The following is a 26,734-nucleotide window of genomic DNA, read 5'->3' as shown; positions in this document are numbered from 1 at the left end:
CTTACCGTACTGAGTCGTACCACTCGGGGCCCGGCCATCGACCGTCGTACCGGTCCCCCCTCGGCGAGCGCTCCACCGACGCAGCCTGGCCGCCCTCCCCCAGTGCCCCTAGGCCCTGTCGTCAAATTCCCGCCTGCCGGGCGACGCCTGCCGGGCGGACGCCGGGAATGTGACGACAGGACCTAGGGCCTGGGAGGTGCCCCCAAGCCGGAACCCGCTCAGAGGACCCGCACGTGAATCGCTCCACCGGCTCCACCGGCTCCGCCGCCTCGCCCTCCCCCGCCTCGCCCTCCGCCGTCTTCGGCCTGTACGACCCCGCCCGCGAGCACAGCGCCTGTGGCGTCGGCTTCATCACCCGGCTCGACGGGACACCGGGCCACGACGTCGTCCGCAGGGGCGACGAGGCGCTGCGGGCCATCCCGCACCGGGGCGGCACGTCCGCCGAGGGTGTCGGCGACGGGGCGGGCGTGAGCGTCGACCTGTCGGTGGAGTTCTTCGGCGCGCTCACCGGGGAGCGGCTGCGCCCCGGGCACTTCGGGGTCGCCAACTGCTTCGTACCGACCGATGCCGTACGGCGTCACGCGTCGGTGGAACTGGTCGGCCGCGCCCTCGCCGCGCAGGGCTTCGACGTCCTGCTCGTCCGGGACGTGCCCGTGGACCACGGCGTCGCGAGGCCCGCCGCCGAGCAGTACCAACTCCCCATCGTGCAGTGGGTGTTCCGGGCCCCGGACGCCTGGGAGCGCCATGCCGTCGACTCGGCCGCGCACCGCGCCCTGCTCGCCGTCGAGGCCGTCGCCTACGCCGACGACGCGTACGCCGGGCTGTATCCGCTCTCGCTCAGCGCGCGCACCCAGGTGCTCAAGGGGCGGCTCAACTCCGGGGAGATCGTCGGATACTTCCGTGACCTGTGCGACCCGCGGCACTCCGTGCGCTCGCTGTACTTCCACACCCGGTTCTCCACCAACACCGAGCCCCATCCGACGATGGCGCAGCCGTTCCGGCTCATGGCCCACAACGGCGAACTGAACACCGACCGCAAGAACCGGCTGAGCGACGAGGCGCTCGCGCGGGCCCGCACCAGGAGCATCGTCCGGCCGCCCGGCCAGTCCGACTCCAGCCGGCTCGACCAGACCCTGCAGAGCCGGGTGTCCGACGACGGGCTCGACATCGTCGAGGCTGTCGTGTCGCTGATGCCGCCCGCCTGGGAGAACGACCGCACCCTGCCCGTCGCCGTCCGCGACATGCTGGAGTACTTCTCGCTGTACGAGGAGAAGAACGACGGGCCCGCCGCCGTCATCTTCAGCGACGGGGACGTCATCGGCGCCCGGCTGGACCGGCTCGGTCTGCGCCCGCTGCGTACCGTCGAGACCGCCGAGTACCTGATGGTGTCCTCGGAGGCCGGGCAGGTCGCGTTCCCCGACGAGGAGGTCGTGCACCGGGGGCGTATCGAGGCCGGCGGCATGCTCGTCGTCGACCACCGGACCGGGCGGCGGACGCGGACGCGCGAGGTGCTCGACTCCCTCGCCGCGCGCCGCCCGTACAGCGAACTGCTCGACGCGGCCCGGGTGAACCTCGACGACCTCCCCGCGCCCGACTACTACCGGGGCACGACGACGCTCGGGTACGACGGCGACCTGACGCCGGCCGGACGGTATGTGGCGTACGGGCTGAACCAGGAGAGCTTCCGGTTCATGCTCGACCCGATGCTCGCCGACGGGTCGGAGCGGATCTCGGCGATGGGGTACGGCAACGCCATCAACGCGCTCAGCGACACCGAGGGGGGTATGGCGAAGTACTTCTCGCAGCGCTTCGCCCAGGTGACGAACCCGCCGCTGGACAGCATCCGCGAGGCCGACGGCATGAGCATGCGGGTCGCGCTCGGCCCCAGGCCGGACGGCACCGGCGACATCGCGGACGCCGGCGCGGCCGGTGAGCGGCAGCTCGTCGTGAACTCGCCCGTGCTCGGGCACCTCGACATGGTCCGGCTGCGCGACCAGCGGATCGTGCCGCTGGAACGGTTCGCCATGCTCTACGAGCCGGTCGCCGGGGACACCACCGCGAACGCCGACGCCCTGCGGGACGCCCTGACGCGCCTGTGCGACGACGTGGAGCGGTTCGCCGCCGAGCGGGGCGGTATCGCGCTCCTCAGCGACCGCGCGATCTCCTCGACGCGGGCGCCGCTGCCCGTCGTCCTCGCCGTCGCCGCCGTCAACCAGCGTCTGATCGAGGCCGGGCTGCGGCTGCGCGTCTCGCTCGTCGCGGAGAGCGGGCAGCTGCCGTCCTCGCACCATGTGGCGACCGCGCTCGGCTTCGGCGCCTCGGCGGTCTACAGCCTCAGCGCACGGCTGCGCGCCGAGGAGCGGCACCCGAGCGCGCCCGCGCCTGCGGGGGAGATCACCGGGACCGACCGGGCGCTGGCGAAGTTCCGCAAGGCGGCCGAGAAGGCGCTCGCCAAGACCATGGGGCGCGTCGGGCTGTGCACCGCCGAGAGCTACATCGGCGGCGCGTTCTTCGAACCTAACTACCTCGACACCCGCGACGACGTGTTCGCGCGGGCCTTCCCGCACATGGACGCCCCGGTCGGCGGGGTCGGCTTCGCGCGGATCGCGCAGGCCGCGACGGACTGGCACGAACGCGCCCGCACGGTCGGGAGCGATCAGCAGATCCCGCTGCTCGGGCTGTTCAAGGAGCGCTCCGACGGCGCCGGGCACTCGTTCGGGGTCACGGCCGTGCGCGGGTTCGGCGACATGGTCGAGGAGCGGCCGGAGTTCGGGCGGCCCGGCGACTCGGACGCGCTGCGCCTGCTCACGCTCGGCCAGCTCGACGACGCGTTCGGCATCACGGAGGCCGCGTACCGGAACACGGGGTACGACGCGCTCAGCGACGCGGAGATCGACGCGTTCCGGATCACGCCGGGCTACCGCGCGTTCCTGCGCACGACCCACGAGGAGCGCTCACGGCGCCCCTCCGCCCTGCGCGACGTCCTGGCCCTCCCCGCGGACGTCACGGGCCTGCGCACCCCGGAGGACTTCGCCCGCGAACTGGGCCGGTTCTCCACCGACGGCAACGCGAGTGTGATGGTGCGCGGGGTCACCGTGACGGTCGTGCCCGTCACGGACAGGGCCGCCGACGACGGCAGCGTGACCGTGCGCCTGCGGCTCACCTCCGGCAGCCCCGCCGCCTCCGCCTCCGGGCCCGACGACCCCGCCGGGCGGCACCTCGCCCTCGCCGGAGGGCTCGCCCTCGTCCATCCCGGCGAGGTCGAGACGCTGGAGGCCGGTGCGGACGGTGTCTGCGTCCGGGTCACCGGCGCCGCCGCCGCGTTGCTCACGCTGCTGCGGGGCGCGCCCGACAGCGTGTCCCTCGACGACGTGCGGCCCGCGCACGAGATCACCCGTGTGCTCGCCTCCGGCGCGATGAGCCACGGGGCGCTCGTGGCGAGCGCGCACGAGGCCGTCGCGCACGGCACGAACATGGTCGGCGCCCTGTCGAACAGCGGCGAGGGCGGCGAGCACCACTCCCGCTACGGGACCATCCGCGGCTCCCGGATCAAGCAGTTCGCGTCCGGCCGGTTCGGCATCTGGGCGGGTTATCTCGCCGATCCGATGCTGCGGGAGCTGGAGATCAAGATCGGGCAGGGCGCCAAGCCCGGCGAGGGCGGCCAGCTGCCCGCGCCGAAGGTGACGGTCGACATCGCGGCAGCTCGTGGCGGCACCCCGGGAATCGAGCTGATCTCACCGCCCCCGCACCACGACACGTACTCGATCGAGGACCTCGCGCAGCTCATCCACGACTGCAAGGCCGCCCGGGTACGGGTCGTCGTGAAGCTGGTGTCCTCGGAGGGCATCGGCACCATCGCGGTCGGCGTCGCCAAGGCGGGCGCGGACGTCATCAACGTGGCGGGGAACACCGGCGGTACGGGCGCCGCCGCCGTCACCAGCCTCAAGTACGCCGGACGCTCCGCGGAGATCGGCGTCGCCGAGGTGCACCAGGCGCTCGTCGCGAACGGCCTGCGCCAGAAGGTCGTCCTGCGCTGTTCCGGCGCGCACCAGACCGGCTCCGACGTCGTCACCTCCGCGCTCCTCGGCGGCGACAGCTTCGAGTTCGGTACGACCGCGCTCATGATGCTCGGCTGTGTCATGGCGAAGAACTGCAACGTGAAGTGCCCGGCCGGGCTCACCACCAACGCCGAGGCCTTCGAGGGCGACCCGCGCGCACTCGCCCAGTACCTCCTCAACATCGCGCACGACGTCCGGCAGATCCTCGCCCGGCTGGGACTGCGGTCGCTGCGTGAGGCGCGCGGGCGCACCGACCTGCTGCAGCTCCTCGACCACCCCGCGAGCGTCGGGCGGCTCGACGTCCGCCGGCTGCTCGCGCGCGTGCCGGAGAAGGCCGTCGCGGACCCCGAGTACCTGGAGAAGGACTTCACCACCGACGACGCTCTCGTCGAACGAGTCCGCGCCGCGCTCCTGGACCGTCGTGAACCGTCCCTGCTCGTCGAGGGCGTCCACCTGCGCAACAGCGACAAGTCCGTCGGCGGACAGCTCTCCATCGACATCGAGCGGCTCCTCAACCACGGGGGCCGGAAGAGCGACACCGGCGTACCCGCCGTCACCGTCGACGACCGCGGACGGCGCCGCCTGGTCGACGGCGCCGTCCGCATCCGTACCACCGGCTCCGCCGGTCAGTCGTACGGCGTGTTCTGCAACGACGGGATCGCCCTCGAACACACCGGCACCGCGAACGACGGCGTCGGCAAGAGCCAGAGCGGCGGCCGGATCGTCGTCCGCGCCCCGGGCGGCGGCAGCGCCGAGCGCGGCGGCAACGTCCTCGTCGGGAACTTCGCGCTGTTCGGCGCGACCGGCGGCCGGACGTTCGTGCAGGGGGAGGCCGGCGACCGGTTCGCCGTACGCAACTCCGGGGCGACCGCGGTCGTCGAGGGCGTCGGCGACTTCGGCTGCGAGTACATGACCGGCGGCACCGTCCTCAACCTCGGCGGCTTCGGCAAGGGCCTCGGCAACGGCATGAGCGGCGGGTTCCTCTACCAGTACGACCCCTCCGGCGAGGTCCGCGACCGGGTCAGCGCGGACTCGCTGCTGGTGTTCCCGGTGACCGACACCGGGCACGGCGCCTTCCACGAGGAGGCCGTACGGCTGCTGCTGGCCTGGCATCTGGAGGCCACCGGCTCCCCGCTCGCGGCCCGGCTGCTGGCGGACTGGGAGAGCGAGCGGCGGCACGTGTACTGCGGGATGCCCCGGGCGCTGCTGCTGTACCAGGACGCCGGTGAGATCCTCGCCGCGGCGAGCCGGGGACAGCTCCTCGACGAGCTGGCGACCTCGATCGCGACGGACAAGCTCCGCGCGTTCAAGGTCGACTACCGCGACCGCAGGACCGTGCTCGGCGGCCGTGCCCCGGCCTTCGGCGACCAGGGCGGCGACGACATGTTCTCGCTGCTGTCCTCGTACACCGTGCTCGGGGTCGCGCAGGATCTCGCGCTGCGGCGGGTGCCCGGGGCGAGCGGCCCGGACGACCCGCGGATCGCCGGGGCCGTCCGCAACCTCGTGCTCACCGAGGACTTCTTCGTCAAGCAGCGGGTCGTGAAGTATCTGCGCGGCACGCTGGAGCGGTTCGACGACGACGAACTGGCCACGCTCATCGCGGTCAAGCGCCTCGACGACTACAAGCGCGCCCTGCGGCAGCGCAACAACCTCAGCGTCGACGCGCCCGGCACCTACGGCTGGATCATGCACCAGAACGCCAAGAACGCGGGTCGCGTACGGGCCGCCCGCTTCGACGAACTGCTCGCGACCGCGGCGCTCGACGACCTCGCGAGCCGCCGCGTCCCGCAGGCCCCGACCGAGACGACCGAGACGGTGACCGCGTGACGCCCATGCCCCCGACCGGGCTCCTCATCCCGGCCGACGCGCCGTTCTCCGCCGCGCAGGAGTCCTGGCTCGCCGGGTTCATCGCCGGTGTCGCCGCGGCCGGACGCCGGGCCCCGGCCGCGGGCGACGCGCCCACGGCGACGGTCGACGTCCTGTTCGGCACCCAGACCGGGAACGCCGAGTTCCTCGCCGGTGAGGTCGTCGCCGGGGCCCGCGCGCACGGCCTCGGCGGGACCGCCACCGCGCTCGACGCCGTCACGCCCGAACGGCTCGCCGCGATGTCCCACGTGCTCGTCCTCGCCTCGACGTACGGCGAGGGCGAGATGCCCGACAACGCCGGACTGTTCTGGGAGTCGCTCCAGGCCGACACCGCGCCCCGCCTGGACGGGCTGCGGTACGCGGTCCTCGGGCTCGGCGACCGGGGGTACGACGACTTCTGCCAGGCCGCGAAGCTCATCGACACCCGCCTGGAACAGCTGGGCGCCACCCGGCTGCACGACCGCGTGGACTGCGACGTCGACTTCGAGGAGCCCGCGGCGGCCTGGACGACCGCGGTCCTGGACCGGCTGACCGCCGAGACCCGCGGTACGGCGGCGACCGCCACGCCCTCCCCCGCGCCCGCCCCGGCTCCCCGCATCCGCTCCCCCTGGAACAAGCGCACCCCCTACCCCTCCCGCCTCCTGGTGAACACGCTGCTGTCCTCGCCGGACAGCGCGAAGGAGATCCGCCACTACGAGTTCGACCTCGGCGACAGCGGCATCACGTACGAGGCGGGCGACGCGCTGGCCGTCGTACCGCTGAACGACGACGCGCTGGTCGGCGCGCTCCTCGATCACCTGGGCGCGGGCGGCGACGAGGAGACCGCCCGGCTCCTGCGCGTCGAACGCGAGATCCGTACCCCGTCCAAGGAGCTGATCGCCGACCTCGTGGAGCGGGCGCCGTCGAGCGAGCTGGCCGCGGTCGTCGCGCACGGCGACCGCTCCGACCTCGACTCCTGGCTGTGGGGCCGGGACGTGCTCGACCTGCTCCGGGACGCCGGACCCGCCGCCCCGGATCTGGCCGAACTGCTGCCGCTCCTGCGGCCGTTGCAGGCCCGCCAGTACTCGATCTCGTCGAGCCCGCTCGCCCACCCGGACCGTATCCACCTCACCGTCGCGTCCGTCCGCTACGACACCGGCCGGCGGACGTACGCGGGGGTCACCTCGTCGTATCTCGCGGACCGCGTCGGCGAGGAGGCGCCCGTGGGCATCTACCTCCAGCCCAACGCCTCCTTCGGCGTCCCGGCCGACGACGACACCCCCATGGTCATGATCGGCCCCGGCACGGGCATCGCGCCCTTCCGCGGCTTCCTGCACGAGCGGGCCGCGCGGGGCGCCCCGGGACGCAACTGGCTGTTCTTCGGCGACCGCCACCGCGCCACCGACTTCGTGTACGAGGACGAGCTGGCCGGGCTGCGCGAGAACGGCGTGCTCACCCGGCTCGACCTCGCGTTCTCGCGCGACCAGGCCGAGAAGGTGTACGTCCAGACGCGGATGCGGGAGCAGGCGCGCGAGTTGTACGCCTGGCTGGAGGACGGCGCGCACGTCTACGTCTGCGGGGACGCCTCCCGGATGGCGAAGGACGTCGAGGCGGCCCTGCTGGGTGTCATCGCCGGGCAGCGCGGACGCGGGAACGCCGACGCCGCCGAGTACCTGGCGGACCTGCGCCGGGCGAAGCGCTACGTACGGGACGTGTACTGAACATGACGGACCACCACAAGCCGTACCGTACCTGCGCGTTCGAGGGGTGCTGCGGCAGACGGAACAGCAGCGTGCGGCTGATCGACGCGCGGATGCCGGAACTGGCCCGCTGTCTGACGCTCTTCCAGTACGTCCAGGCGATCACCGGAGGACCGGTCGCCCGGATCGAGCAGGCGGGCAGCTACGCGGTCCCGAGCCTGCTCGGCGAGGCGTTCGCCGTCCGGCCGGGCTCGATCGCCCTGCGTATCGACGGCGGCTCGATCGCCTCGGCCGTGGTCGCGCGCGACGAGGACACCGGCACGGTCGCCCTGAGCCTGCTCGACGCGGACGGCCGGACCGTGCACCAGGGGCGGCTGCTCTCCGAGGGTGACCGGCTGCTGGCCGGACTCGCCGGCACGGTCGCCCCGGGACGCCCGGCGGCCGGACCGTCCACCCCCGCACCCGGGGTACCGGAGTGGGAGAGCGGCGACCAACTCGCCCAACTCGACGCGGTACTGACCGACGGAGGGGCCGCCCGGCGCGCGGCCTTCCACCGCTACCGCGGCGAGCACCGGGCGATCGAGACCGACGTCGTGCCCGCGGTGCTCGACCACGTCTGTTCCGTCGGGCTGCCGATCGGGATCGCGGTGTTCGGACCGGGGGCCCTGCAGGCGTGCGGCGGCCGGGTGCACGTCACCGACCGGACCGTCGGCGGGCGGGTGTTCGCCGCGATCGCGGACAGCTCGGTGGAGATCGACCTCGCGGGCGTCCGGGCCTGCCGTCTCGTGCGCTCGACGGCCGCGCACGGCCCGACCTCGGCGCTCGAACTCGACGACGGGGACGGACGCTGTGTCGCGGTCGTCACGCAGTTCGGGATGGTCGGCGAGGACGTGCACACGGCGTGGGAACACCTGGCGGCGTCCCTGCCCGACGCCTGACCGGCCGGTCGATCGGCCCGGCCAGGCGTCGGACTCCCGCACCTAGTTGGTGAAGGTGATGTACTTCCAGGCGCCGTGGGTCGTGGAGTTGACCGTGTCGCCCGACGAGCTGTTGATGTACGACGAGCGGACGCGGGCCCTGATACCGGACTCGCCCGGCGCCTCCAGGGTCACGACGGACTTGCCGTTGGTGCCGACCGCGAAGTACTCGGAGCCCGAGTCGTACCAGGAGCCCTGGTAGTACACCTGGAGCTGGAAGCGCTGCTTGCGGCCCGCGTAGTAGTTCATCGTGGTGGTGAACTTCGGGTCGGTGTTCTTGCGGAACCACTGGTACGTCGTGGAGCCGATCTTCGCCGTCCTGTAGTGCTTGGAGACGGTGGTGGAGACCTTCGCCTTGGCGTACGCCGTCGACTTCACGGTCTTGCCCGCATAGCGGGCGTCACCGGTGAAGACCGCGGTGACCGTGGTGTCACGGGTCATGTCGACGGTCGCCGACAGGTTGCCACTGGAGTTGACCTTGGCCGTCTTCAGCAGCTTCTTCGGCTTGTCGGAGCCGAAGGGGTCCGCGTAGATCGCGACCGTACGGTTCTTGTACGTCGTCCCGAGGTGCGCGGTGAAGGAGACGTCCTTGCCGTACGCGTACAGCTTGCCGTTGTTGTTGAGCGTCAGCGTGGTCGCCTTGCGGGAGACCTCCACCGCGTCGGAGCCGGAGACGGCGCCGTGCGTGGCGTCGCCCGCGTAGGACACCTTGTAGGTGACCTTGCCGCCGGCGGGCGGGGTGTCCGCGAAGGTGAAGCCGCCGTCCGCCTTCGTCGTGACGGCGGCCAGCGCCTTGCCGCCCGGCGACTCGACGTCCGTACGGGTCACGCTCAGGGAGGTGCCCGCGGGGAGCGCCGACTTCGAGGTCAGCCTCCCGGTGACGGTGAGCTTCTTGGCACGGTCCGACTTGGTCGGGGCCGACACCTTGAGGGTGGGCAGCTCCTTCGTCGGGTCGGACAGGGCGCGCAGCGTGTACGTGCCGTACGTGTTCACGGAGACCGCGAAGACCTGGCTCGCGTCCGGCGCCCAGGCGAGCGCCCCGTCCACGAGGGTGTCGGCGCCGCTGCTGTTGCCGGTGTTGGGGAAGTCGTACTCCCGCACCGGCACCTGGTCGCCGGGCCGGTGGATGTGGACGTCCGGGTCGTACCAGGAGCTGCTGCCGCCCGCGACGCTGCCGTCGGGCGCGACGCGCACCGCGTTCGGGTAGGCGTCGATGGGGTAACCGGCCTGCTCGGCCAGGTCGGTGGCCGCGTAGGCACCGATGCCGTAGCCGTACTCCGGGTCGCCCCACGAGGTGAGGACCTGGCCGCCGTCGGGCGTCAGGTCGATCTGCCGCACCGCGGTGTCCATACGGCCCTTGACCCGCAGGGCGGCCCCGCCGGCGGACACGTCGTACACGGCGAGGTCGCCGCCGTTGCCGACCGCCAGGACACCGGGGACGGCCGGGTCGGAGGCCAGGTACATGCCGAAGCCGCCGGAGAAGCCGACGTCCCCGCGCTGGGCGAGGTGCACGACGGGCTCGGCGCCCGAGACGTCGAGCGAGCCGATGTCGGTGCCGTGGGCGAACCAGACCCGGCCGTCGACGACCTCCAGGTCGCCGGGGGCCGCGCCCACCGGATAGCTGGCGGTCTGCGTGTACGTCCCGGTCTCCACCGAGACGATGCGGTTGCCGTTCTTGACGGCCGCGTACACCTGGCCGGAGTCGGCGGACAGCACGAGGCCGCTCACGCCGGGGAGCCCGGTCAGGGTGGCCCGTACGGCACCCGTGTAGTCGGTGACGACGATCTTGCCGCCGGTGGGATCGGAGACGTACACGCGCCGGTGGGCGCCGTCCACGACGATGTCCCCCACGGACGCCACCGGCAGAACCTTCGCGGAGTCGGCCGAGGCCGGACCCGCTGTGCCCGCGGCCAGAGCCGCGGAACTGAGGACGACCGCGAGTGTCGTCGCGATCGACATGCTGCGCCTGCGCACAGTGATGTGACCCCCCACAAAGAAGCCCGGTACTCGCCGGGCGTGCTTGAAGCGGCCGCGTGTTCCCCTCGCACCGTCGACGGTGCGTACCCGCGGCCGAAAACGCAGCGTATGGCATGCCAGTGACAAAGGTGACCTGGTTAATGCCCGGCACCCGCCGACGCGCCCGCCGGGCCCGGGGTGTCGGGGACACGGCTCAGCCGTGCAGGGCCCGGTACGCCTCCGCCGCCCCGGGATGCAGGGCGATTCCGCCGGTGCCGATCAGGCTGCCGACGTCGAGGAACTGGGTGCCGACGGCGTTGTCCGGGACGAGTGCCGTCGCCCGCAGGACCAGCAGCCGGGTCAGTGCCTCGGCGACGGCGTGCGGCAGGTCGGGGCGGCACACCAGCAGGTTGGACACCCCGATGGTCGCCACTCCGCCCGCCGACCGGTACGCGCCCTGCGGCAGGGACACCTCCTCCAGACCGGAACCGGCCCGGCCCTCACGCCCGCCCAGCCGGGGCAGCAGCCCGGCCAGCGGCAGGAACCGCAGACCGGGCCGTTCGTCCAGGCCGGACAGTGCGGGCAGGGGCACCCCGCCCGCGACGATCAGGGCGTCGACCGAGCCCGCCCGCATCGCCTCGGCCGCGTCGGCCAGCGGGAGATGGAGCACGGGCACGTCGGCGGTCGGGGTGAGGCCGGCCGCGTGCAGGATCCGGGCGCCGAGCACGGCCGCGCCCGACCCGGTCGCACCGAGCGAGACGGGGTGCCCGGCCAGGTCGGCCACCTCGCGCACGGGGGAGTCGGCGCGCACGACGAACTGCAGGTAGGTCTCGTACACCCGGCCGATCGCGCGCAACGGCACCGGCCGCGGGAAGAGGTCCGTGCCCTGGGCGGCCAGCGCCGTGTCGGTGAGGACGAGTCCGAGGTCGGCGCGGCGGTCGCGCAGCAGCTCGATGTTGGTGAGGCTGCCCGCGGTGGTGCGGACACGGCAGTTCAGCCGGGGGTACGCCGACTCCAGTTCCGCGGTGAGGAGGCGGCCGAACGCCTCGTAGAACGCGGTCGGTTCACCGGTCGCGATGCGCAGCACACCGCTCGGCCCGGGGCGCTGCCCGGAGGCGTCGGCGGTGAGCGCCCCGCCGAGAACGGCGACGGCGGCCGTGCCGAGGGCGGCGTGCAGGAGGGTGCGGCGGTCGAGGGGGCGGGATTCCGGACGGGGGCGGGTCATCGGGCATCACCGCTGCCGCCCGCGCCGCTCGTGCCGCCCGCTCCACCCGGCGCCGCGCGCGGCACCAGCGCCCTCGCCCGCAGCCCGCGCGGTCGCGCCGCCGTCAGTTCCAGTCGGCCGCCCCGGCCCGCCAGCAGTTGTTCGGCGATGGCCAGGCCCAGGCCCGTACCCGCCGTGCGGTTCTCGCGCTGGCGGCCCGAGCGCCAGAAGCGGGTGGTGGCCAGGGCGAGTTCGTCCGTGCCGAGGCCGGGGCCGTCGTCCGTCACCGTGAGAACCGCGAAGCCGGAACCGGCCTCGGCCCCGGAGCCGGACCCGGAGCCGGAGCCGGACCCGGAGCCGGAGCCGGAGCCGGAGCCGGGCTCGGTGGTGCAGGCGAGGGAGATCTCGGCGCCCTCGCCCGCGTACTTGATGGCGTTGTCCAGGAGGATGTCCGCGATCTGGGCGAGTTCGCGGTCCGTGCAGGCGGCCGGAACCGGGACCGGGATCGGGTGCGCGGCCGAGGTGGGGGCCAGGGACAGCCGGGCTCCGGCGCGTTCGGCGACCGGTTTCCACAGGCGGTGGCGGTCCGCCGCCACCACCGCCGCGTCGCAGTGGCCGCCCGAACCGTCGGTCACGGTCAGCTCCCCGGCCCGGTGTTCCGCGGTGGCGAGGGCGAGCAGATCGTCGAGAAGGGTCTCCAGGCGGTCGAGTTCGGTGGTGACCCCGGTGTACGTGCGCTCGCCCGACGGGGCCAGGTGCGTGTGCAGGGCGTCCACGCGCAGCCGGAGCGCCGCCATCGGGTTGCGCATCTGGTGGGACGTGTCGGCGACGAGCCTGCGCTGCTGCTCCAGGGCCGCCGTGACGGTACGCGCCATACGGTTGAAGCCGATCGCGAGCTGGCGCAGTTCGGGCGGACCGCCGGCCCTGGTCTGCTCGGGCGGGAGTCCGGCGGCGAGCTGGCCCACCGCCCGGTCGAGCCGGCGCAGCGGGCTGACCACCCATCCCGTCGCGGCCCGCGCGAGCACCGCGCACGCGACGGCGACCAGCGCGGCCCCGGCGAGGACGGCGGCCCAGCGCCGGGTGATCTCGTCCGCGGCGGTGCCCACCGAGGCCCGCAGCACGACGGCCCCGGAGACCCGGGTCCCGGTGCCGGCGGGCTCGGCGAACATCCGGTGCCCCCGTGACCAGGGACGCAGTGCCGCCGAGGGATGCTCGGTCTGGTTGCGCAGCGCCGCGTCGAGCAGCCGGGCGACCGCGGGGTCGGCGGCCCGCATACCGCCGGTCTGGACGACGGTCCTGCGGCGCGTGTCGGTGACGACGAGCGGTTCGCCGTACAGCGCGGTGTAGCGCCGGGCCTCGGCGGCGACGGCCGAGGTGTCGCCGGTCGCCGCGGCCTGGTCCATGAGGGCCGCGAACCGGTCGAGGTCGGCGCTGCGGGCGAGGACGAGCTGCTGGGTGCGGTCGGACGCGGTGAACAGCAGCAGCGGTACGGCGAACGCGGCCACCGCGATCACGACGAACAGCAGCAGCGCGGCCTGGACCCTCGTGCGCACGCCTCGCCCCTCAGTCCTCGTCGGTGCGCGTCGAGGTCCCGAAGCGGTAGCCGAAGCCCCGGATCGTCGTGAGCAGGTCGGGGCGGCGCAGCTTGGCGCGCAGCTGGGTGAGATGGACGTCCAGGGAGCGGGACACCCCGTGGTGGGCGTCGCCCCACACCTCGTCGAGGAGCTGCTCGCGACTGACCGCCGTGCCCGCGCGCCCGGCCAGCACGGCGAGGATGTCGAACTCCTTGGTGGTCAGCTCGACCTCCGCCCCGCCGACCCGGACCCGGCGCGCGTCCAGCTCCACCTCGACGTCGGCGGCCCGGACGGTCCGTACGGCGGGGGCGGCGGGCGCGTTCCTGACGCTGTTACGCCGGGTGACGGTGTCGATGCGGGCGAGGAGTTCGGCGAGGCGTACCGGCTTGACGAGGTAGTCGTCGGCGCCGAGGCGCAGCCCGCGCACCACCGAGCGTTCGTCGCCGCGCGCGGTGAGCACCACGACCGGCAGGTCGCTCACCGCCCGCAGCGCGCGCAGCACGTCCAGGCCGTCGGTGTCGGGCAGTCCCAGGTCGAGAAGGAGCAGGTCGGAGCTTCGGTGGTAGGTGAGCACGTCCCGGCCGTAGCGGACCCGGCGGGTCTCATGGCCGTGGTCGTACAGGGCCTCGACGAGCGCGGCGGCCACGCCGTCGTCGTCCTCGGCCAGCAGTACCTGCACCCGGTCCACCTCCTTCGGCCGCTCCGACCCCTGCGGGAAACGCGGCCACTCCCCGTAGCCACGCAACCGAATGTAGACCACACCGGCCCCGCGCCCGCCGGAGTGTTAAGGGGACGTTAGTTCTGTGTCCGGTCCTCTCGTGCGGCGGCGCGGGCCCGGGTGAGGCTGCACGGCACCCAGCAGAGCAGCTCGGCTTGCGAAGGACGCCGTCATGATCATCGACTGTCACGGTCACTACACGACCGCCCCTCCCGCCCTCGGGGCCTGGCGCGATCGGCAGATCGCCGCCCTCACCGAACCGTCGGCCGCCCCCGACCCCGCGGACCTGCGCATCGGTGACGACGAGCTGCGCGAGAGCATCGAGGCGAACCAGTTGCGGCTGATGGACGAGCGGGGCATCGACGTCACGGTCTTCTCGCCGCGCGCGTCGTTCATGGCCCACCACGTCGGGGACTTCGAGACGTCCGCCGCCTGGGCCGCGCTCTGCAACGAACTCTGCTTCCGGGTCTCGCAGTTGTACCCGGAGCGCTTCGTGCTCGCCGCGATGCTCCCGCAGTCGCCGGGCGCCGACCCCGCCACCTGCGTCCCCGAACTCACCCGCTGCGTGGAGGAGTACGGCGCCGTCGCGGTGAACCTGAACCCCGACCCGTCGGGCGGCCACTGGACCTCCCCGCCGCTCACCGACCGCTCGTGGTACCCGCTCTACGAGAAGCTGGCCGAGTACGACGTCCCGGCGATGATCCATGTCAGTACGAGCGTCAACCCGGCCTTCCACACCACCGGCGCGCACTATCTCAACGCCGACACCACGGCGTTCATGCAGCTCGTCCAGGGTGACCTGTTCGCCGACTTCCCGACCCTGCGCTTCGTCATCCCGCACGGCGGCGGGGCCGTCCCCTACCACTGGGGCCGCTTCCGGGGCCTGGCGATGGCACTCGGCAGACCCCCACTGGAAGAACACGTCCTGGGCAACGTCTACTTCGACACCTGCGTCTACCACCAGCCCGGCTCGGACCTCCTGTACGACGTGATCCCGGCCCGCAACCTCCTCTTCGCCTCGGAGATGATCGGCGCGGTCCGCGACATCGACCCCCGCACAGGCCACCACTTCGACGACACCCGCCGGTACGCCGAGGCCGCCGGCCTCTCCCCGGACGACCTGGCGGCGGTCCAGGAGCACAACGCCCGCGCGGTGTACCCGCGGCTGGACGCCCTGCTGAAGCGACAGGGCCGGTGAGGCGACCGATGACATCCCTCTCCCCCAAGACCCCCGGCTGGCTGGACTGGTACGCGGGTCCGTCCACCCCCGCCTTCCGGCTGCCGCCCGGGACCGTCGACACGCACTGCCATGTCTTCGGCCCGCAGGCGGAGTTCCCCTTCGCGCCGGAGCGCAAGTACACGCCCTGCGACGGCGGCAAGGACGACCTGTTCGCGCTCCGCGACCACCTGGGGGTGGCCCGCAACGTCATCGTGCAGGCCACCTGTCACGGCGCGGACAACAGCGCCATGGTCGACGCCGTCCGCTCGGCGGGCGGCAGGGCCCGAGGCATCGCGACCGTCCGCCCCGACATCACCGACAGCGAACTCCTCGCGCTGGACGCGGCGGGCGTGCGCGGGGTGCGCTTCAACTTCGTACGGCGGCTGGTGGACACCTCGCCCGCCGACGACCTGCTCACCATCGCCAAGAAGGTCGCCCCGCTCGGCTGGCACGTCGTCCTGTACTTCGAGAGCGTCGACCTGCCCGAGCTCGAGGGCTTCTTCGGGTCGCTGCCCGTGCCGCTGGTGGTGGACCACATGGGCCGGCCGGACGTGACACGGCCGGTGGACGGCCCGCAGTTCACCCGCTTCCTGCGGTTCGTCGAGGACAACGACGTGTGGGTGAAGGTGAGCTGCCCGGAACGCCTGACCGTCACGGGCCCGCCCGCCCTGCACGACGAACCGCACGGCGAACCGCACGCCTACACGGACGTCGTCCCCTTCGCCCGCCGGGTCGTGGCGGAGTTCCCCGACCGGGTGCTGTGGGGCACGGACTGGCCGCACCCCAACCTCACGGACCACATGCCCGACGACGGCCTGCTCGTCGACCACGTCCCGCACGTGGCGGTCACGGCCGAGCAGCGGCACAAGCTCCTGGTCACCAACCCGATGGGCCTGTACTGGCCCGGCGAGGACTACTGACATGCAGCACTCCAACGCGCTGAACCGGCTGGACAGGCTGCCGGTCTCCCGGTTCCACAAGGTCACCCTGCTCGCCGTCGCCTTCGCGTACTTCTTCGAGTTCGCGGACATCAACAGCTTCGCCACCACCGCGCCGAAACTGATCAAACTGTGGGGCCTGACGGTCGACCAGGTCGCCTACGTCACCTCGCTCTCGTTCGTCGGCATGTTCATCGGGGCGATCGTCGCCGGGTCCATAGCCGACCGGTGGGGCCGCAAACGGGCCCTGATCTGGACCACGCTGTTCTTCGGCGTCTCGTCGTTCGCGGCCGTGTTCTCCTGGGACCTGGTCTCACTCGGTGTGTTCCGCGTCCTGACCTCGGCCGGCCTGTCGGCGATGACCGTCGTCGGGGTCGTCTACGTCAACGAGATGTACCCGTCGGCGATCCGCGGCAAGTACCAGGCGTACGCCATCGCCATCGGCATCTGCGGCACACCCGTCACCAACCTCATCGCCAGCGCCGTCGTCCCGCTCAACGACTGGTCGTGGCGGCTCGTCTACCTGTGGGGTTCGCTCGGTGTCCTGCTCGTCCTCTTCTCCGGCCGCCTCAAGGAGTCGCCGCGCTGGCTGGAGAGCCGGGGCGAGCACGCGGCGGCCGACGCGGTCCTGACGGAGATCGAGACGGCCGTGGTCGCGGAGAAGGGGCCGCTGCCCGAACCCGCGCCGCCGGTCGCGGAGACACCGTCGACGAAGGCGCCGCTGCGGCTGCTCCTCCAGAAGAAGTACCTGCTCCCGACCCTGCTGCTCTCCGTGCTGTGGATGACGCAGACCATCGGCTTCTTCGGCTATTCGAGCTGGGCGCCGACGCTGCTGGCCAAGGAGGGCTTCAGCGTCGAGAAGTCCGTCTTCTACGTGGCACTGACCACGGTCGGAGCGCCGCTCGGCTGCTACCTGGCGTCGCTGGTCACCGACCGGTTCGAACGCAAGTGGTGCCTGGTCGCCTTCGGCACGGTGATCGCGATCTGCGGGCTGCTGTACGGGCTCACGTTCAACCCCGTGCTCATCATCGTGTTCGGCTTCCTCGTGAACCTCTTCGAGCGGGGATACACGGCGCTGGCGTACGCGTACTCGCCCGAGCTGTTCGACACGCGGGCCCGGTCGCTGGGCACGAGCGTGTCCTACGGGCTGGGACGGCTGTCGAACGCGGCGGGTCCGCTGATCGTCGCCGCGCTGTACACCGGGCACGGGTATCAGAGCGTCTTCTACTTCATCGCCGGTACGTGGCTGGTCGGCGCGGTCACGCTGGCCGCGTTCGGCACACGGACGCGCGCGACGCGGCTGGCCGAGGCGGAACCCCAGCGGACCCGCGTCCCGGTGTAGGCCCTACCGGAGCCTCGGGCCGGGTGCGGGCCCGGTGGGGGCTGGCCGCGCAGTTCCCCGCGCCCCTAAAAGATTGCGCCGTTCCCCGCGCCCCCATTCAGGGGCGCGGGGAACTGCGCGGGTCACCCCCGCCGGGCCGCACCAGACATGCGACGGTCAGCGGAGTTTTCGGCAGAAGAGCGCGTCCGGCGTGCGGGACGACCCGATGCGGCCCGTGTACGCGACACCCGCCACGTACTCGTCGTCCGCACACTGCCCCTTGTAGTGACCGTTCGCGAAGTCCCCGCCCTTGGGCGCCGAGCCCCGGTTGTCCCCGCGGTCGAACCACACCGTACGACCCGCCGTCCCGGTGATCACCCCGGACGGCGCGGCAGCGCACAGCACGGACGACACCGCCGCACCCCGCACCGCGTACCCCGACACGAACCGCCCGTCGGCACACTGCAGCTTGGTGTAGCCGGACGCCCAGTCCCCGCCCGGCGGGACGTACCGTTCGTCCTTGACGACCTCGGGCGCCCCGGCCGCGTTCGCCAGCGGCCCGGTGGTCGTGTCGGAGCACAGCCCCCGGTTCCCCGTGTGCCCGAGCCCGAGCAGCCGCTGCCCGTCGGGGCAGACGGCCTTGCGCGCGCCGGAGTCGAAGTCCGGCAGCGCCCGCATGCGCCGCGAGGCGATGAAGTCGCCGTGGTCGGGGCTGAGCATGGACCACTCCGTGACGGGGGCGACCTGCCCGGTGCGCCCGGTGGCTCCGACGAGCCGGCTCCACGCGGCGGCCCGCCAGTCGTCGCCGTCGTACACACCCATGCGGTGGCCCGCCGCGTCCCAGTGCAGCAGGGCCCAGCCGTTGCCGGTGCGGTTCTCGTGCCAGCCGACGAGCGGCCAGTACGCGAAGTCGGCGTCGGTGCGCACGAGGTGGTCGACGAAGTTCTCGAACCAGGCCCGCGCCTTGGCGTTCGTCTCCGACCGGCCGCCCACCCCGAACTCGCTGATCCAGACGGGCGCGGTGAAGTGCTGGTCCTGTTCGGCGGTGACGAAGAAGGCCTGGCGGTTCAGTACGTCGACGAGTTCGGCGGGGCTGAAGTCCCGGTAGCGCGGGTCGGTGGTCTCGCCCGTCCCGGTGGCGCCGCTGTGGTTGGGGCCGGTGTAGTCGTAGAAGTGGGCGGAGTACACGAGCTTGCCGGAGTCGACGAGGGTGTGCGACAGGTTCCGTACGGGTTCCAGGGTGGGGCGGCCGTGTGCGAAGCCGTCGACGGGGATGCCGGTCCAGTTGATGCCCTCGACGACGATGAGGAGATCGGCGTTGGCCTCGGTGAGGATGCGGTCGCCGACGCGCTGGGAGGCGGCGAACCAGTCGTGGTCGTCGCCCAGGCCCCAGTTGGGGTCGTCCCAGATGTTGCGGCGCACCTCGTTGTAGAGGTCGGCGCCGACGACCCGCTTGTTGTCCTTGTAGCGGCGGGCCATGAAGAGCCAGTCGTCCTCCCAGGTCTGGACGGACTGGCTCGCGTTCCAGCGTTCGTTGCCGTCGACCCCGCAGCACCAACGGGTCGTGTTGGTGTGGTTGTTGAGGATCACGGCGAGCCCGGCACCGGTGAGTTCGCCGATCACGGCGTCGTACACCTGGAGCGGTGTTCTGCCGCGCAGTGCCGGGTTGGCGGCGACGGCGTCGTCGGTGACGGGGCGGCTGTCGTGGACCATCTCGTTGGAGAAGGGCAGCCGGATGCTGTTGATCCCGATCTCCTGGAATCCGGCGACGATCTCGGTGATGGGCGCCCGGTCCAGGCCGAGGGGTATCCGCCCGGAGTTCTCGCCCGCGTGATGACTGGCGTCGTCGTCCACGTTTCCGGAGCCGTTCCATGTGCCGCTGGCGCCGTGCCAGTTGCCGGAGCGCAGTTTGAACCGGTCGCCGTTCGCGTCGACGATCCAGCGGCCCCGTGTACTGAGCGGGGCCGTCCAGGCCGCCGCGGCCGGGGCGGCCTCGCGGGCGGCGGGCTCCGGACCGGCCGGGGCCGCGCCTGCGGGACCGGAGGAGAGGGGCACCAGAAGGAGAGCGGCGGCCAGAGTCAGCCAGCCGAAGGATCCACGCACGGTCACCATCCCGAGGACTACGAGGACTACGTTGTCATGGCAGCGTCATCATGATGGACGGTCCGGTGTTGGTCCAGGCCTACAAAGGGAAGACGGGCGAAATACAGGGACAACCCCACGACAATCCGAAGGGAATCCGACGAGAGCCCGATGAGAACCCGACGGGCTTCAGGACACCGAGTCGTAGCCCTTCCCGCCCCGGCGCAGCGCACGGACGCACCAGCCGATGACGAGCGCGTTGAACAGCGCCCCGAACACGACGGCCACGAGGAACATCTCGGCGCCGTCCGGCAGCAGCAGAAGCGGCACGAGACTGCCCGGGACGGTGGCGAGCAGCGGGATGACACCCGCCATGGACCCGTCCGAGCCGTCGCTCGCGCTCACCACGTACGCCCACACCACCAGGCCCGCGACGACCACCAGATAGCCAAGGACGAAGACGTGCTCGCGAGCGAGCCGCAGACATCGCGCGAAGGCGGTCGGGCCGGAGCCGGGGCTCTTACCGGTCACGGGGCTGTACTCCTCGGGTCGGTACCGGGCGGATTCGGCCGGGCGAGCCCGAGGTCGTACGCGAGGATCGTCGCCTGTACGCGGTCCCGCAGGCCGAGTTTGCGCAGCAGCGCGTTGACGTGGGACTTGACCGTGCCGACGGTGATGCCGAGTTCGTCGGCGATCTCCGCGTTGTTGAGTCCGGACGCGACCAGGGCGAGGACGTTGCGCTGGCTGCCGGTGAGGCTGTCCAGCTCGTTCGGCCCGCTCCCGGCGCGTATCCCGGCGCCCGCGCCCGACGCGTAGTGGCCGATGAGCCGGCGGGTCGCGGACGGGGCGAGCACGCTCTCCCCGGTGGCCACCACCCTGATGCCCTGGAGCAGTTCGGCGGCGTGCACGTCCTTGAGCAGGAACCCGGAGGCTCCGGCGTGCAGCGCGTCGAAGACGTACGAGTCGAGGTCGAAGGTGGTCAGCACCAGGACCCGGGGCGCGTCCTGGCGGCCGGTGATGATGCGGGTGGCGGCGATGCCGTCGAGCACGGGCATCCGGACGTCCATGACGACGACGTCGGGGGCCAGTTCCGCGGCGAGACGCACCGCGGCGGCGCCGTCGGCGGCCTCGCCGACGACCGTCATGTCCTCCTCGGCGTCGATCACCGCGGCGAACCCCGCCCGCACGATGCCCTGGTCGTCGACGACCAGCACCTTGAGACTCATCGCTCCCTCTCCTCGGCCGACGTGACGTCGTCCTCCTGCGGAACCGGTGCGAGTGGCAGCCGGAGCCCGACCGTGCCCGGCCGGTCGGTGTCCAGGGTGCCGCCGAGCGCGGCGGCACGCGCCGCCAGCAGCTCCCGTACAGCGGGGCGGGCGGCGCGGGGGACCCCGGTGGCCGTGAGCGTCAAGGTATCCCCGTCCCGGTCGAACTCCAGCACCGCGGCCTCCTCCCCGCCGGCCCCGAGCACCGTCTCGGCCGCGTGGTAGGCGGCCAGATCCACCGCGGTGGGCAGCCGTTCCGGTACGCGGCCGGTCACCCGTATCTCGACGTCACGACCGCCGGCCCGGCACTGGCGGGCCAACAGGTCGAGGGCCTGGAGGGTCGGCTGCGGCCGCAGTTCGGCCCCCCGCTCCCCGTCGCGCTCCCCCTCGCCGTCCCGGACGGTGTCGAGGAGGGCGCGCATCGCGGCGAGGGCCTCGCGGGCGCGTTCGGCGGTCGTGTCGAGGTGTCCCGCCTCGGCCTGGGCGACCATGTCGGCGGTGCGTGCCAGCACGGTGGTCTCCAGCCCGGCCGCGATCCGCCGCCGCTCGGCCCAGGCGTCCCGAACGGCTTCCCCCGCCCAGACGGCCAACCGCTCGTCCCGCACCCCCCGATCCCGCCCTTCCCGCCGCCCCCGCGACACCCCACCCCAGAGAGCCCCACCCACCAGAACCCCCACCCCGCACACACCGACCCCCCACTGCCCCGCCCCAACAAGAACCACAACCAGGACATGCACCCCCACAACCCCCAGACCAATCCCCAAAGGAACGCGGGGAACGACGCAATCTTTCGCTTTGAGCCGCACACCAGCAGGGGCGCGGGGAACGGCGCAATCCTCGGCCTTGAGCCGCACACCAGCAGGGGCGCGGGGAACGGCGCAATCCTCGGCCTTGAGCCGCGCAGCGGCAGGGGCACGGGGAACGGCGCAATCCTCGGCCTTGAGCCGCGCAGCGGCAGGGGCGCGGGGAACTGCGCAATCTTTGGCCTTCAGCCGGACGCCGAACAGCCCGCGAGCATCGGCACGTTCTCCCCCCTTCAGCCGCGCAGCGAACAGCGCAGACCTCCACCCCCCAGGGGCGCGGGGAACGGCGCAATCTTTCGCGTTCAGCCGCGCAGCGGCAGGGGCGCGGGGAACGGCGCGACCAGCCCCCACCGAGCCGCGGCCATACGCGGACGCCACCGCCCAGACCGCCGCACACGTGACCAGCGCGCTCAACCCCACCGGCAGCAGCACCGGCCCCCCGTACCCACCCACCCGCATCGCCGCAGGCCAAAGCAGCGCCAGCCCGAACAGCGCACTCCATGCGACCCGCGGCGCCCGCCGCAGCCACAACAGCGCGACCACCTGCGCCGCGACCAGCAGAGCGAACAGCAGCCCCGCGGACGCACCCCCGTCCCCCTGCTCCGCACCCTCCTCCCGAATGACGAGCGCGGGAAGCAACGGCTGCAGAACGAGCCCGGCGGCGGCCACCACCTGCGCCACCCGATAGCTCCGCGGCACGACCCGCCCCACCGCCCCGGCGACCCGTCCGGGCAGCACGGCACGCACCTCCCAGCCCCCGTCCTCCGTGGGCCCGCTGGTCAGCGTCCCGCCCGCTTCCCGCGCCCGGGCCCGCAGGAACCCCTGTCCGCGCCCCCCGCCGAGACCGGCCCCGTGCGCCACCACGGCCGCGGCACCGGCGGGCGGCGCCGCACTGGTCACCACGGCCTCCGTGCGCGCGTCGCCGTACCGGCAGCGCACCACGGTCCGGGCGCCGGGAGCGTGCCGGGCCACGTTGGTCAGCGCCTCGCGCACGATGCCGAAGACGGCGTCCGCGACAGCCCCGTCCGGCAGCGGCCCGATCTCGCAGTCCACGGGCTGCCCGAGCCGCCGGAACCCCGCGACGAGCTCCCGCAGCCGTTCCTGCGGCGAGGGCAGTTCCTCCCGCGAGGGCGCCGGCGCCCGTACCGCGCCGAGCGCCCGGGTGACCTCGCGCCCGGTCTCGACCGCGAACCCGAGTGCGTCCTCGGCCAGTTCGGGACGGCGCTCGCGCAACCCGAGGGCCGCCCCGGCCGTGACGACCACGGCCGTCAGGTGGTGGGCGCTGACGTCGTGCAACTCCCTTTCCATGCGCCGCCGTTCGACGGCCGGAAGCCGGTGCCGCTCGGCCTCGGCCCGCGCCAGCACCTGCGCGGCCGTCCGCCGGGCACGACGGGCCCGCCGTACGAACAGGCCGGCGCCGCACGCGACGGCGTACAGCAGGGCGGTCAGGACGAGGTCGAGTCCGTCGCGTTCGCTGAGCCCGTGCAGGCTGAGGTTCTGGAACAGTTGCCACAGGGCGAGCGCCACCACGGACAGCACGGCGGTGAAGGTGTCCCGTTCGGTCGCCACGGTGAACAGGGCCAGCCCGACCCCCGCGGTCCCGAGTACCGCCGTCGCCCCGGTGGGCAGCGGGCCGGCGCCCAGCGCGCAGGCGGCGGCGACCAGGACGAGGGTGACCAACGGGCGGGCCCGGCGCAGGGCGAGCGCGGCGGTCACCGAGCCGGCGACGAGGACCGCCACGAGGAGCGCGGACGCGTCCGGCGCGACCCCGCGCACGAGTGCCGCGCCGGGCCACACCAGGGCCTGGACGCACAGCAGCAGGACCGGAAGCAGCCGGTCGTCGATTCGGTTCACGGCGGCCAGGCTATGGCCGCGACCGAGCGGTCCGACTCGGGCCGAGGGTGGATTCCCGTCTCTTACCAGGGTTGGAGATCCGCGGGGCCGCCAGTCATCCGGCAGCGGGACGACCATGGAACACCCCCGGACCTAATCTTGGACCCATCGAGAGAGCGGCGGCCCGCCGAAGGAAATTCGCGGGAGGAAACCCACCCGAGGGAATTCACGCACCGCTCCGACTCGACCCGAAGCAATTCAGCGCAGTCAATTCAGGGGGATAACCATGTCCAAGTCCAAGCGCATTCTCATCTCGTCGCTCGTCGGTGTCGCCGTCGTGGGCGGAATCGCCGCCGGCGGGTTCGCCATGGCCTCGTCCTCCTCCGCACCGGCCCTGAGCGACAGTTCGGCCCGTTACACGGCTCCGACCGCCGGCGGCGCGGGTTCGCTCACCTTCACCACGGACGTGCGTGACGACTCGGGCGTCAAGGGCCTCAAGGTCATCGCATGGCCCGCGAGTTCGAAGCTCGACCCGACCGAGGCTGAGCTGCGGTCCGTGGACAGCGCCGAGTGCCGGAGCACCTCCGACGAGACGTCCCGCTGCACCTACACGCTGAAGGTCACGGAGAAGGAGCAGGCCGGGCTGGACCGGGGCACCTGGCACATCTCGGCGCTGGCGACGGCCAAGGACGGCGACACGGCGTTCGTGCCCCGCGCCGCCGCCTTCGAGGTCACCGGCTGACCGGTCACCGCCACGCTCCCGACAGGCTCCGGGTGACGACCGAGCTGAGGATGCGTACGCCCCGCGTCGAGCCCGGGTCGATGTCCGTGAGTTCCCTCGTCCGGCGCAGGCGGTAGTCCAGGGTGCGCGGGTGGATGTTGAGGGCTTCCGCCGTGGCCCCGCGGTTCATGTCGTGGCGGTAGTACGCGTCGAGGGTGCGGAGGAGGTCCGGGCCGGGTGCGAGGCTCCGGGCCACCGCGCGGAGCCAGTCGTCGACGAACGGTACGTCGGCGACCGTGAGTTCGACGAAGACGTCCGCCATGGTGTGCGCCCGCAACCGAGCGGACGTACGCCGCAGGGGGGCCGCCCTGCTGATCCGCCGGGCCCGGTCGAGCGCTCCGGCCAGCCCGGACGGCGGCGCTCCGGAGGCCCCGACGGCACAGAGCCGCCCGAGCGCCTGGGCGAAGTCCCGCAGAAGACCGGACACGGCCGCGTCGGACACGGCCGGGTCGGACACCGCCGTGTCGGGTGCCGGCAGCGGATCGGGGGCGGCGGCGGGGGTGGCGGGGGCCGCCTGCCCGCTCCCGGCACCCCCAGGCACCAGGGCGATCAGCTCACCGCCCCTGCCCCCGCGCTCCCGGCACCAGGTGACGGGCACCCGGTGGGTTCTCACCAGGGACTCGATCCCGCTCTCCAGGTCACGGTCGCCGACGGGGCAGTCGGGCACCCGGATCACCGTCACCTCGTAGTACTCGGCCAGTTCCAGGCCCGTGAGCAGCGCAAGTTCCGCCGCCATGGGGTCCTCGGCCAGTAACAACCGGGCCAGCAGGCCGACTTGCTCGACGTACGGCAGCCGGCGTCGCATCGCCGTCACGAAGCCCTGCCGGTAGGCGCCGATGCCGCGCTCGCCCTGCGGGGCGAACCAGCTCATGATGCGCATGAGTTCGTCGACGTCGCCGCCGCGCTGGGCCTCCGTGGCCTCGTTGATCTCTCGCAGCATGAGTTCGGTGTGCACGCCCAGGACCCGTTGCCGTGAGTCCAGTGACATGCCCGCCCCGGCCCGCGCCTCGCCCATGGCGGCGATGTAGCCGAGGTCGGCGTCGGTCAGCTTGCCGTTGTCCGGGGCCAGTTCGAGCGTGCGGCGCCTGAACCACACCGAGTACTCCAGCGTCTCGTCCCTGGCCCGGGAGTTCGCGTCCAGCGACCCGAGTTCCGGGATCTCCCGTACGTACGTGTCGACCTCGCGGCGCGCGTTGGCCGACGCCCGCCGGGCCAGCTCGGCGAAAAGGCTCCCCATGAGCATGAGCATGCCATCACGAGCGAAGGCGCCGCCAGATGAAATCCGGACGGGTGCTTATCACTCCGGGTGAATCGATGGCGGATACGCCGACCGCGCATTTGTCACAGTGCGCAAAGTTCCTTGATCCGACCCTGCTTGTGGCTCGATCCGCTTGTCGGGCCGATCCCGTCTGGGCTTAATGGAGACCGCGCAGCGGAATTGTTTCGTACGGTCAAACGGGAGGGAAAACAATGAAAGCAGCGGTCAAGAAGAGAATAGCGGCGGCGGTAGCGGTCGTGTGCGCGGCAACCGCGCTCACCCTGAGCGCGCCCGGCTCCAGCTCCGCCGCCCCCGACGCCACTCCCAGCCTGCGGGCGTACGGCCTCGCCGGCGACGGCACCCTGATGTCCACGTTCCTGACGGACAACCCGAAGGTGCTCAACTGGGTACTGGTCATCGACGGACTCGTCGGCGACACCAAGCTCGTCGGCATCGACTTCCGGGTGCAGAACGGCCTGCTGTACGGCGTGGGCGACAAGGGCGGCATCTACACGATCAAGATGCCGCCGGCCCTGCCCGACACCGTGGTCGCCACCAAGGTCTCCCAGCTCGCGGTCTCGCTCTACGGCACCGTCTTCGACATCGACTTCAACCCGGCGGCCGACCGGTTACGGGTGATCAGCAACTACGGCCAGAACCTGCGGCACAACCTGAACGACGGCACCACGGTCGCCGACACCGCGCTGACCGTCCCGCCGCTCACCACGGCGGCCCAGGGCGTGACCGCGGCCGGCTACACGAACAACGACCTGGTCGGGTCCACCGCGACGACCCTGTTCGACATCGACACGTACAACGACCAGGTCGTCATCCAGTCGCCGCCCAACGCAGGCACCCTCGTCCCGACCGGCCTCCTCGGCTTCGACGCCGGTGTCGACGCGGGCCTCGACATCTACAGCACCCTGACGAACGGCAAGACGACCGCGAACGACGCCTTCGCCTCGCTCCTGCCGTACGGCTCGACCAGGGCGTTCTTCTACAGCGTCAACGTCCTCACGGGCGAGCCGACGTCCATCGGCCAGTTCCCGCTGAACGTCACGGACATCGCCATCAGCCTCACCGGAACCTGACCTGCCTGTCTGCCTGCCTGCGGGGGTCCACCGACTCGTCGCGGACCGCACACCGCGGTCCGCGGCGAGTCGTCGGCGTGTGCGGCGCCCTCGAAGCGCCCTTGAAGGGTC

Annotated in this window: 17 protein-coding genes; 8 read left to right on the top strand and 9 right to left on the bottom strand. The window is 72.5% G+C overall.

Translation table 11 applies throughout. The features are described from left to right. Positions 1-233: 233 nt before the first annotated feature. From ACZ60E_RS13340 to ACZ60E_RS13330, 3 genes are read left to right on the top strand one after another with little or no spacing between them, the layout of a single operon-like run. A complete protein-coding gene (locus ACZ60E_RS13340) occupies positions 234-5,885 on the top strand; it encodes a glutamate synthase-related protein (protein WP_469440130.1) in 5,652 nt (1,883 codons plus the stop codon). A 5-nt stretch (positions 5,886-5,890) separates the two neighbouring features. Continuing rightward, positions 5,891-7,624: a diflavin oxidoreductase gene (locus ACZ60E_RS13335; protein ID WP_469440472.1), complete on the top strand. Its 1,734-nt coding sequence runs from the start codon at positions 5,891-5,893 to the stop codon at positions 7,622-7,624. 2 nt (positions 7,625-7,626) lie between these two features. Beyond that, positions 7,627-8,541 carry a hypothetical protein gene (locus ACZ60E_RS13330; RefSeq protein ID WP_469440129.1) on the top strand — a complete coding sequence of 305 codons (915 nt, stop codon included), beginning with the start codon at positions 7,627-7,629 and terminating at the stop codon, positions 8,539-8,541. A gap of 42 nt (positions 8,542-8,583) precedes the next feature. Here ACZ60E_RS13330 and ACZ60E_RS13325 read toward each other — a convergent pair whose 3' ends face one another. The 4 genes from ACZ60E_RS13325 to ACZ60E_RS13310 all read right to left on the bottom strand — a co-directional run bounded on the left by ACZ60E_RS13325 (position 8,584) and on the right by ACZ60E_RS13310 (position 13,993). After that, the gene (locus ACZ60E_RS13325; protein ID WP_469440127.1) at positions 8,584-10,539 is read right to left on the bottom strand and encodes a YncE family protein; all 1,956 of its coding nucleotides are present in this window, start codon (positions 10,537-10,539) and stop codon (positions 8,584-8,586) included. A 211-nt stretch (positions 10,540-10,750) separates the two neighbouring features. Beyond that, on the bottom strand, positions 10,751-11,761 hold the full coding sequence (locus ACZ60E_RS13320; RefSeq protein WP_384815590.1) for a TAXI family TRAP transporter solute-binding subunit: 1,011 nt from the start codon (positions 11,759-11,761) through the stop codon (positions 10,751-10,753). Beyond that, positions 11,758-13,293, bottom strand: coding sequence for a sensor histidine kinase (locus ACZ60E_RS13315; protein ID WP_469440123.1), 1,536 nt, complete (start codon positions 13,291-13,293; stop codon positions 11,758-11,760). Before ACZ60E_RS13315 ends, ACZ60E_RS13320 begins: the two co-directional genes overlap by 4 nt. 10 nt (positions 13,294-13,303) lie before the next feature. Next, entirely contained in the window at positions 13,304-13,993 is a 690-nt protein-coding gene (locus ACZ60E_RS13310; protein WP_384815585.1) for a response regulator transcription factor, read from the bottom strand. 211 nt (positions 13,994-14,204) lie between these two features. Between ACZ60E_RS13310 and ACZ60E_RS13305 the strand changes: the two genes are divergently transcribed. Genes ACZ60E_RS13305 through ACZ60E_RS13295 form a run of 3 tightly spaced genes read left to right on the top strand, consistent with a single transcriptional unit; the run spans position 14,205 to position 17,531 of the window. Beyond that, positions 14,205-15,230 carry an amidohydrolase family protein gene (locus tag ACZ60E_RS13305; RefSeq protein WP_469440122.1) on the top strand — a complete coding sequence of 342 codons (1,026 nt, stop codon included), beginning with the start codon at positions 14,205-14,207 and terminating at the stop codon, positions 15,228-15,230. A gap of 8 nt (positions 15,231-15,238) precedes the next feature. Next, a complete protein-coding gene (locus ACZ60E_RS13300; protein WP_469440120.1) occupies positions 15,239-16,171 on the top strand; it encodes an amidohydrolase family protein in 933 nt (310 codons plus the stop codon). Between the two features lies 1 nt (position 16,172). Beyond that, positions 16,173-17,531, top strand: a complete 1,359-nt coding sequence (locus tag ACZ60E_RS13295; protein ID WP_384815577.1) for an MFS transporter — start codon at positions 16,173-16,175, stop codon at positions 17,529-17,531. 156 nt (positions 17,532-17,687) lie between these two features. Here ACZ60E_RS13295 and ACZ60E_RS13290 read toward each other — a convergent pair whose 3' ends face one another. The 4 genes from ACZ60E_RS13290 to ACZ60E_RS13275 form a co-directional block, all read right to left on the bottom strand. Beyond that, positions 17,688-19,622 (bottom strand): glycoside hydrolase family 5 protein, encoded by a 1,935-nt coding sequence (locus ACZ60E_RS13290; protein ID WP_469440118.1) that lies wholly within the window; start codon positions 19,620-19,622, stop codon positions 17,688-17,690. 159 nt (positions 19,623-19,781) lie between these two features. After that, a complete protein-coding gene (locus ACZ60E_RS13285) occupies positions 19,782-20,123 on the bottom strand; it encodes an SCO4225 family membrane protein (protein WP_469440117.1) in 342 nt (113 codons plus the stop codon). Then, a complete protein-coding gene (locus tag ACZ60E_RS13280; protein ID WP_384803493.1) occupies positions 20,120-20,818 on the bottom strand; it encodes a response regulator in 699 nt (232 codons plus the stop codon). Before ACZ60E_RS13280 ends, ACZ60E_RS13285 begins: the two co-directional genes overlap by 4 nt. Then, positions 20,815-23,514 (bottom strand): sensor histidine kinase, encoded by a 2,700-nt coding sequence (locus ACZ60E_RS13275; protein ID WP_469440114.1) that lies wholly within the window; start codon positions 23,512-23,514, stop codon positions 20,815-20,817. Before ACZ60E_RS13275 ends, ACZ60E_RS13280 begins: the two co-directional genes overlap by 4 nt. A gap of 265 nt (positions 23,515-23,779) precedes the next feature. On the opposite strand from ACZ60E_RS13275, the gene ACZ60E_RS13270 reads away from it, so the two are divergent. Then, complete coding sequence (locus tag ACZ60E_RS13270) at positions 23,780-24,235, top strand: DUF5707 domain-containing protein (RefSeq protein ID WP_385837324.1); 456 nt, start codon at positions 23,780-23,782, stop codon at positions 24,233-24,235. 4 nt (positions 24,236-24,239) lie between these two features. Here the strand turns inward: ACZ60E_RS13270 and ACZ60E_RS13265 are convergent, their stop codons facing one another. Then, positions 24,240-25,511 carry a PucR family transcriptional regulator gene (locus tag ACZ60E_RS13265; RefSeq protein ID WP_469440113.1) on the bottom strand — a complete coding sequence of 424 codons (1,272 nt, stop codon included), beginning with the start codon at positions 25,509-25,511 and terminating at the stop codon, positions 24,240-24,242. A 233-nt stretch (positions 25,512-25,744) separates the two neighbouring features. Between ACZ60E_RS13265 and ACZ60E_RS13260 the strand changes: the two genes are divergently transcribed. After that, positions 25,745-26,623, top strand: coding sequence for a DUF4394 domain-containing protein (locus ACZ60E_RS13260; protein ID WP_469440111.1), 879 nt, complete (start codon positions 25,745-25,747; stop codon positions 26,621-26,623). Positions 26,624-26,734: the final 111 nt, after the last annotated feature.

The sequence above is a fragment of the Streptomyces sp. NPDC102514 genome (assembly GCF_055584525.1).
This window is presented reverse-complemented; position numbering and strand designations above follow the sequence as displayed.

Excerpts from the sequence above, each read along its gene's own strand:
- ACZ60E_RS13290 (WP_469440118.1), bottom strand. The coding sequence starts at position 19,622 with ATGGTGACCGTGCGTGGATCCTTCGGCTGGCTGACTCTGGCCGCCGCT.
- ACZ60E_RS13305 (WP_469440122.1), top strand. The coding sequence starts at position 14,205 with ATGATCATCGACTGTCACGGTCACTACACGACCGCCCCTCCCGCCCTC.
- ACZ60E_RS13295 (WP_384815577.1), top strand. The coding sequence starts at position 16,173 with ATGCAGCACTCCAACGCGCTGAACCGGCTGGACAGGCTGCCGGTCTCC.
- ACZ60E_RS13325 (WP_469440127.1), bottom strand. The coding sequence starts at position 10,539 with ATGTCGATCGCGACGACACTCGCGGTCGTCCTCAGTTCCGCGGCTCTG.
- ACZ60E_RS13280 (WP_384803493.1), bottom strand. The coding sequence starts at position 20,818 with ATGAGTCTCAAGGTGCTGGTCGTCGACGACCAGGGCATCGTGCGGGCG.
- ACZ60E_RS13265 (WP_469440113.1), bottom strand. The coding sequence starts at position 25,511 with ATGGGGAGCCTTTTCGCCGAGCTGGCCCGGCGGGCGTCGGCCAACGCG.
- ACZ60E_RS13270 (WP_385837324.1), top strand. The coding sequence starts at position 23,780 with ATGTCCAAGTCCAAGCGCATTCTCATCTCGTCGCTCGTCGGTGTCGCC.
- ACZ60E_RS13300 (WP_469440120.1), top strand. The coding sequence starts at position 15,239 with ATGACATCCCTCTCCCCCAAGACCCCCGGCTGGCTGGACTGGTACGCG.
- ACZ60E_RS13335 (WP_469440472.1), top strand. The coding sequence starts at position 5,891 with ATGCCCCCGACCGGGCTCCTCATCCCGGCCGACGCGCCGTTCTCCGCC.
- ACZ60E_RS13320 (WP_384815590.1), bottom strand. The coding sequence starts at position 11,761 with ATGACCCGCCCCCGTCCGGAATCCCGCCCCCTCGACCGCCGCACCCTC.
- ACZ60E_RS13260 (WP_469440111.1), top strand. The coding sequence starts at position 25,745 with ATGAAAGCAGCGGTCAAGAAGAGAATAGCGGCGGCGGTAGCGGTCGTG.
- ACZ60E_RS13330 (WP_469440129.1), top strand. The coding sequence starts at position 7,627 with ATGACGGACCACCACAAGCCGTACCGTACCTGCGCGTTCGAGGGGTGC.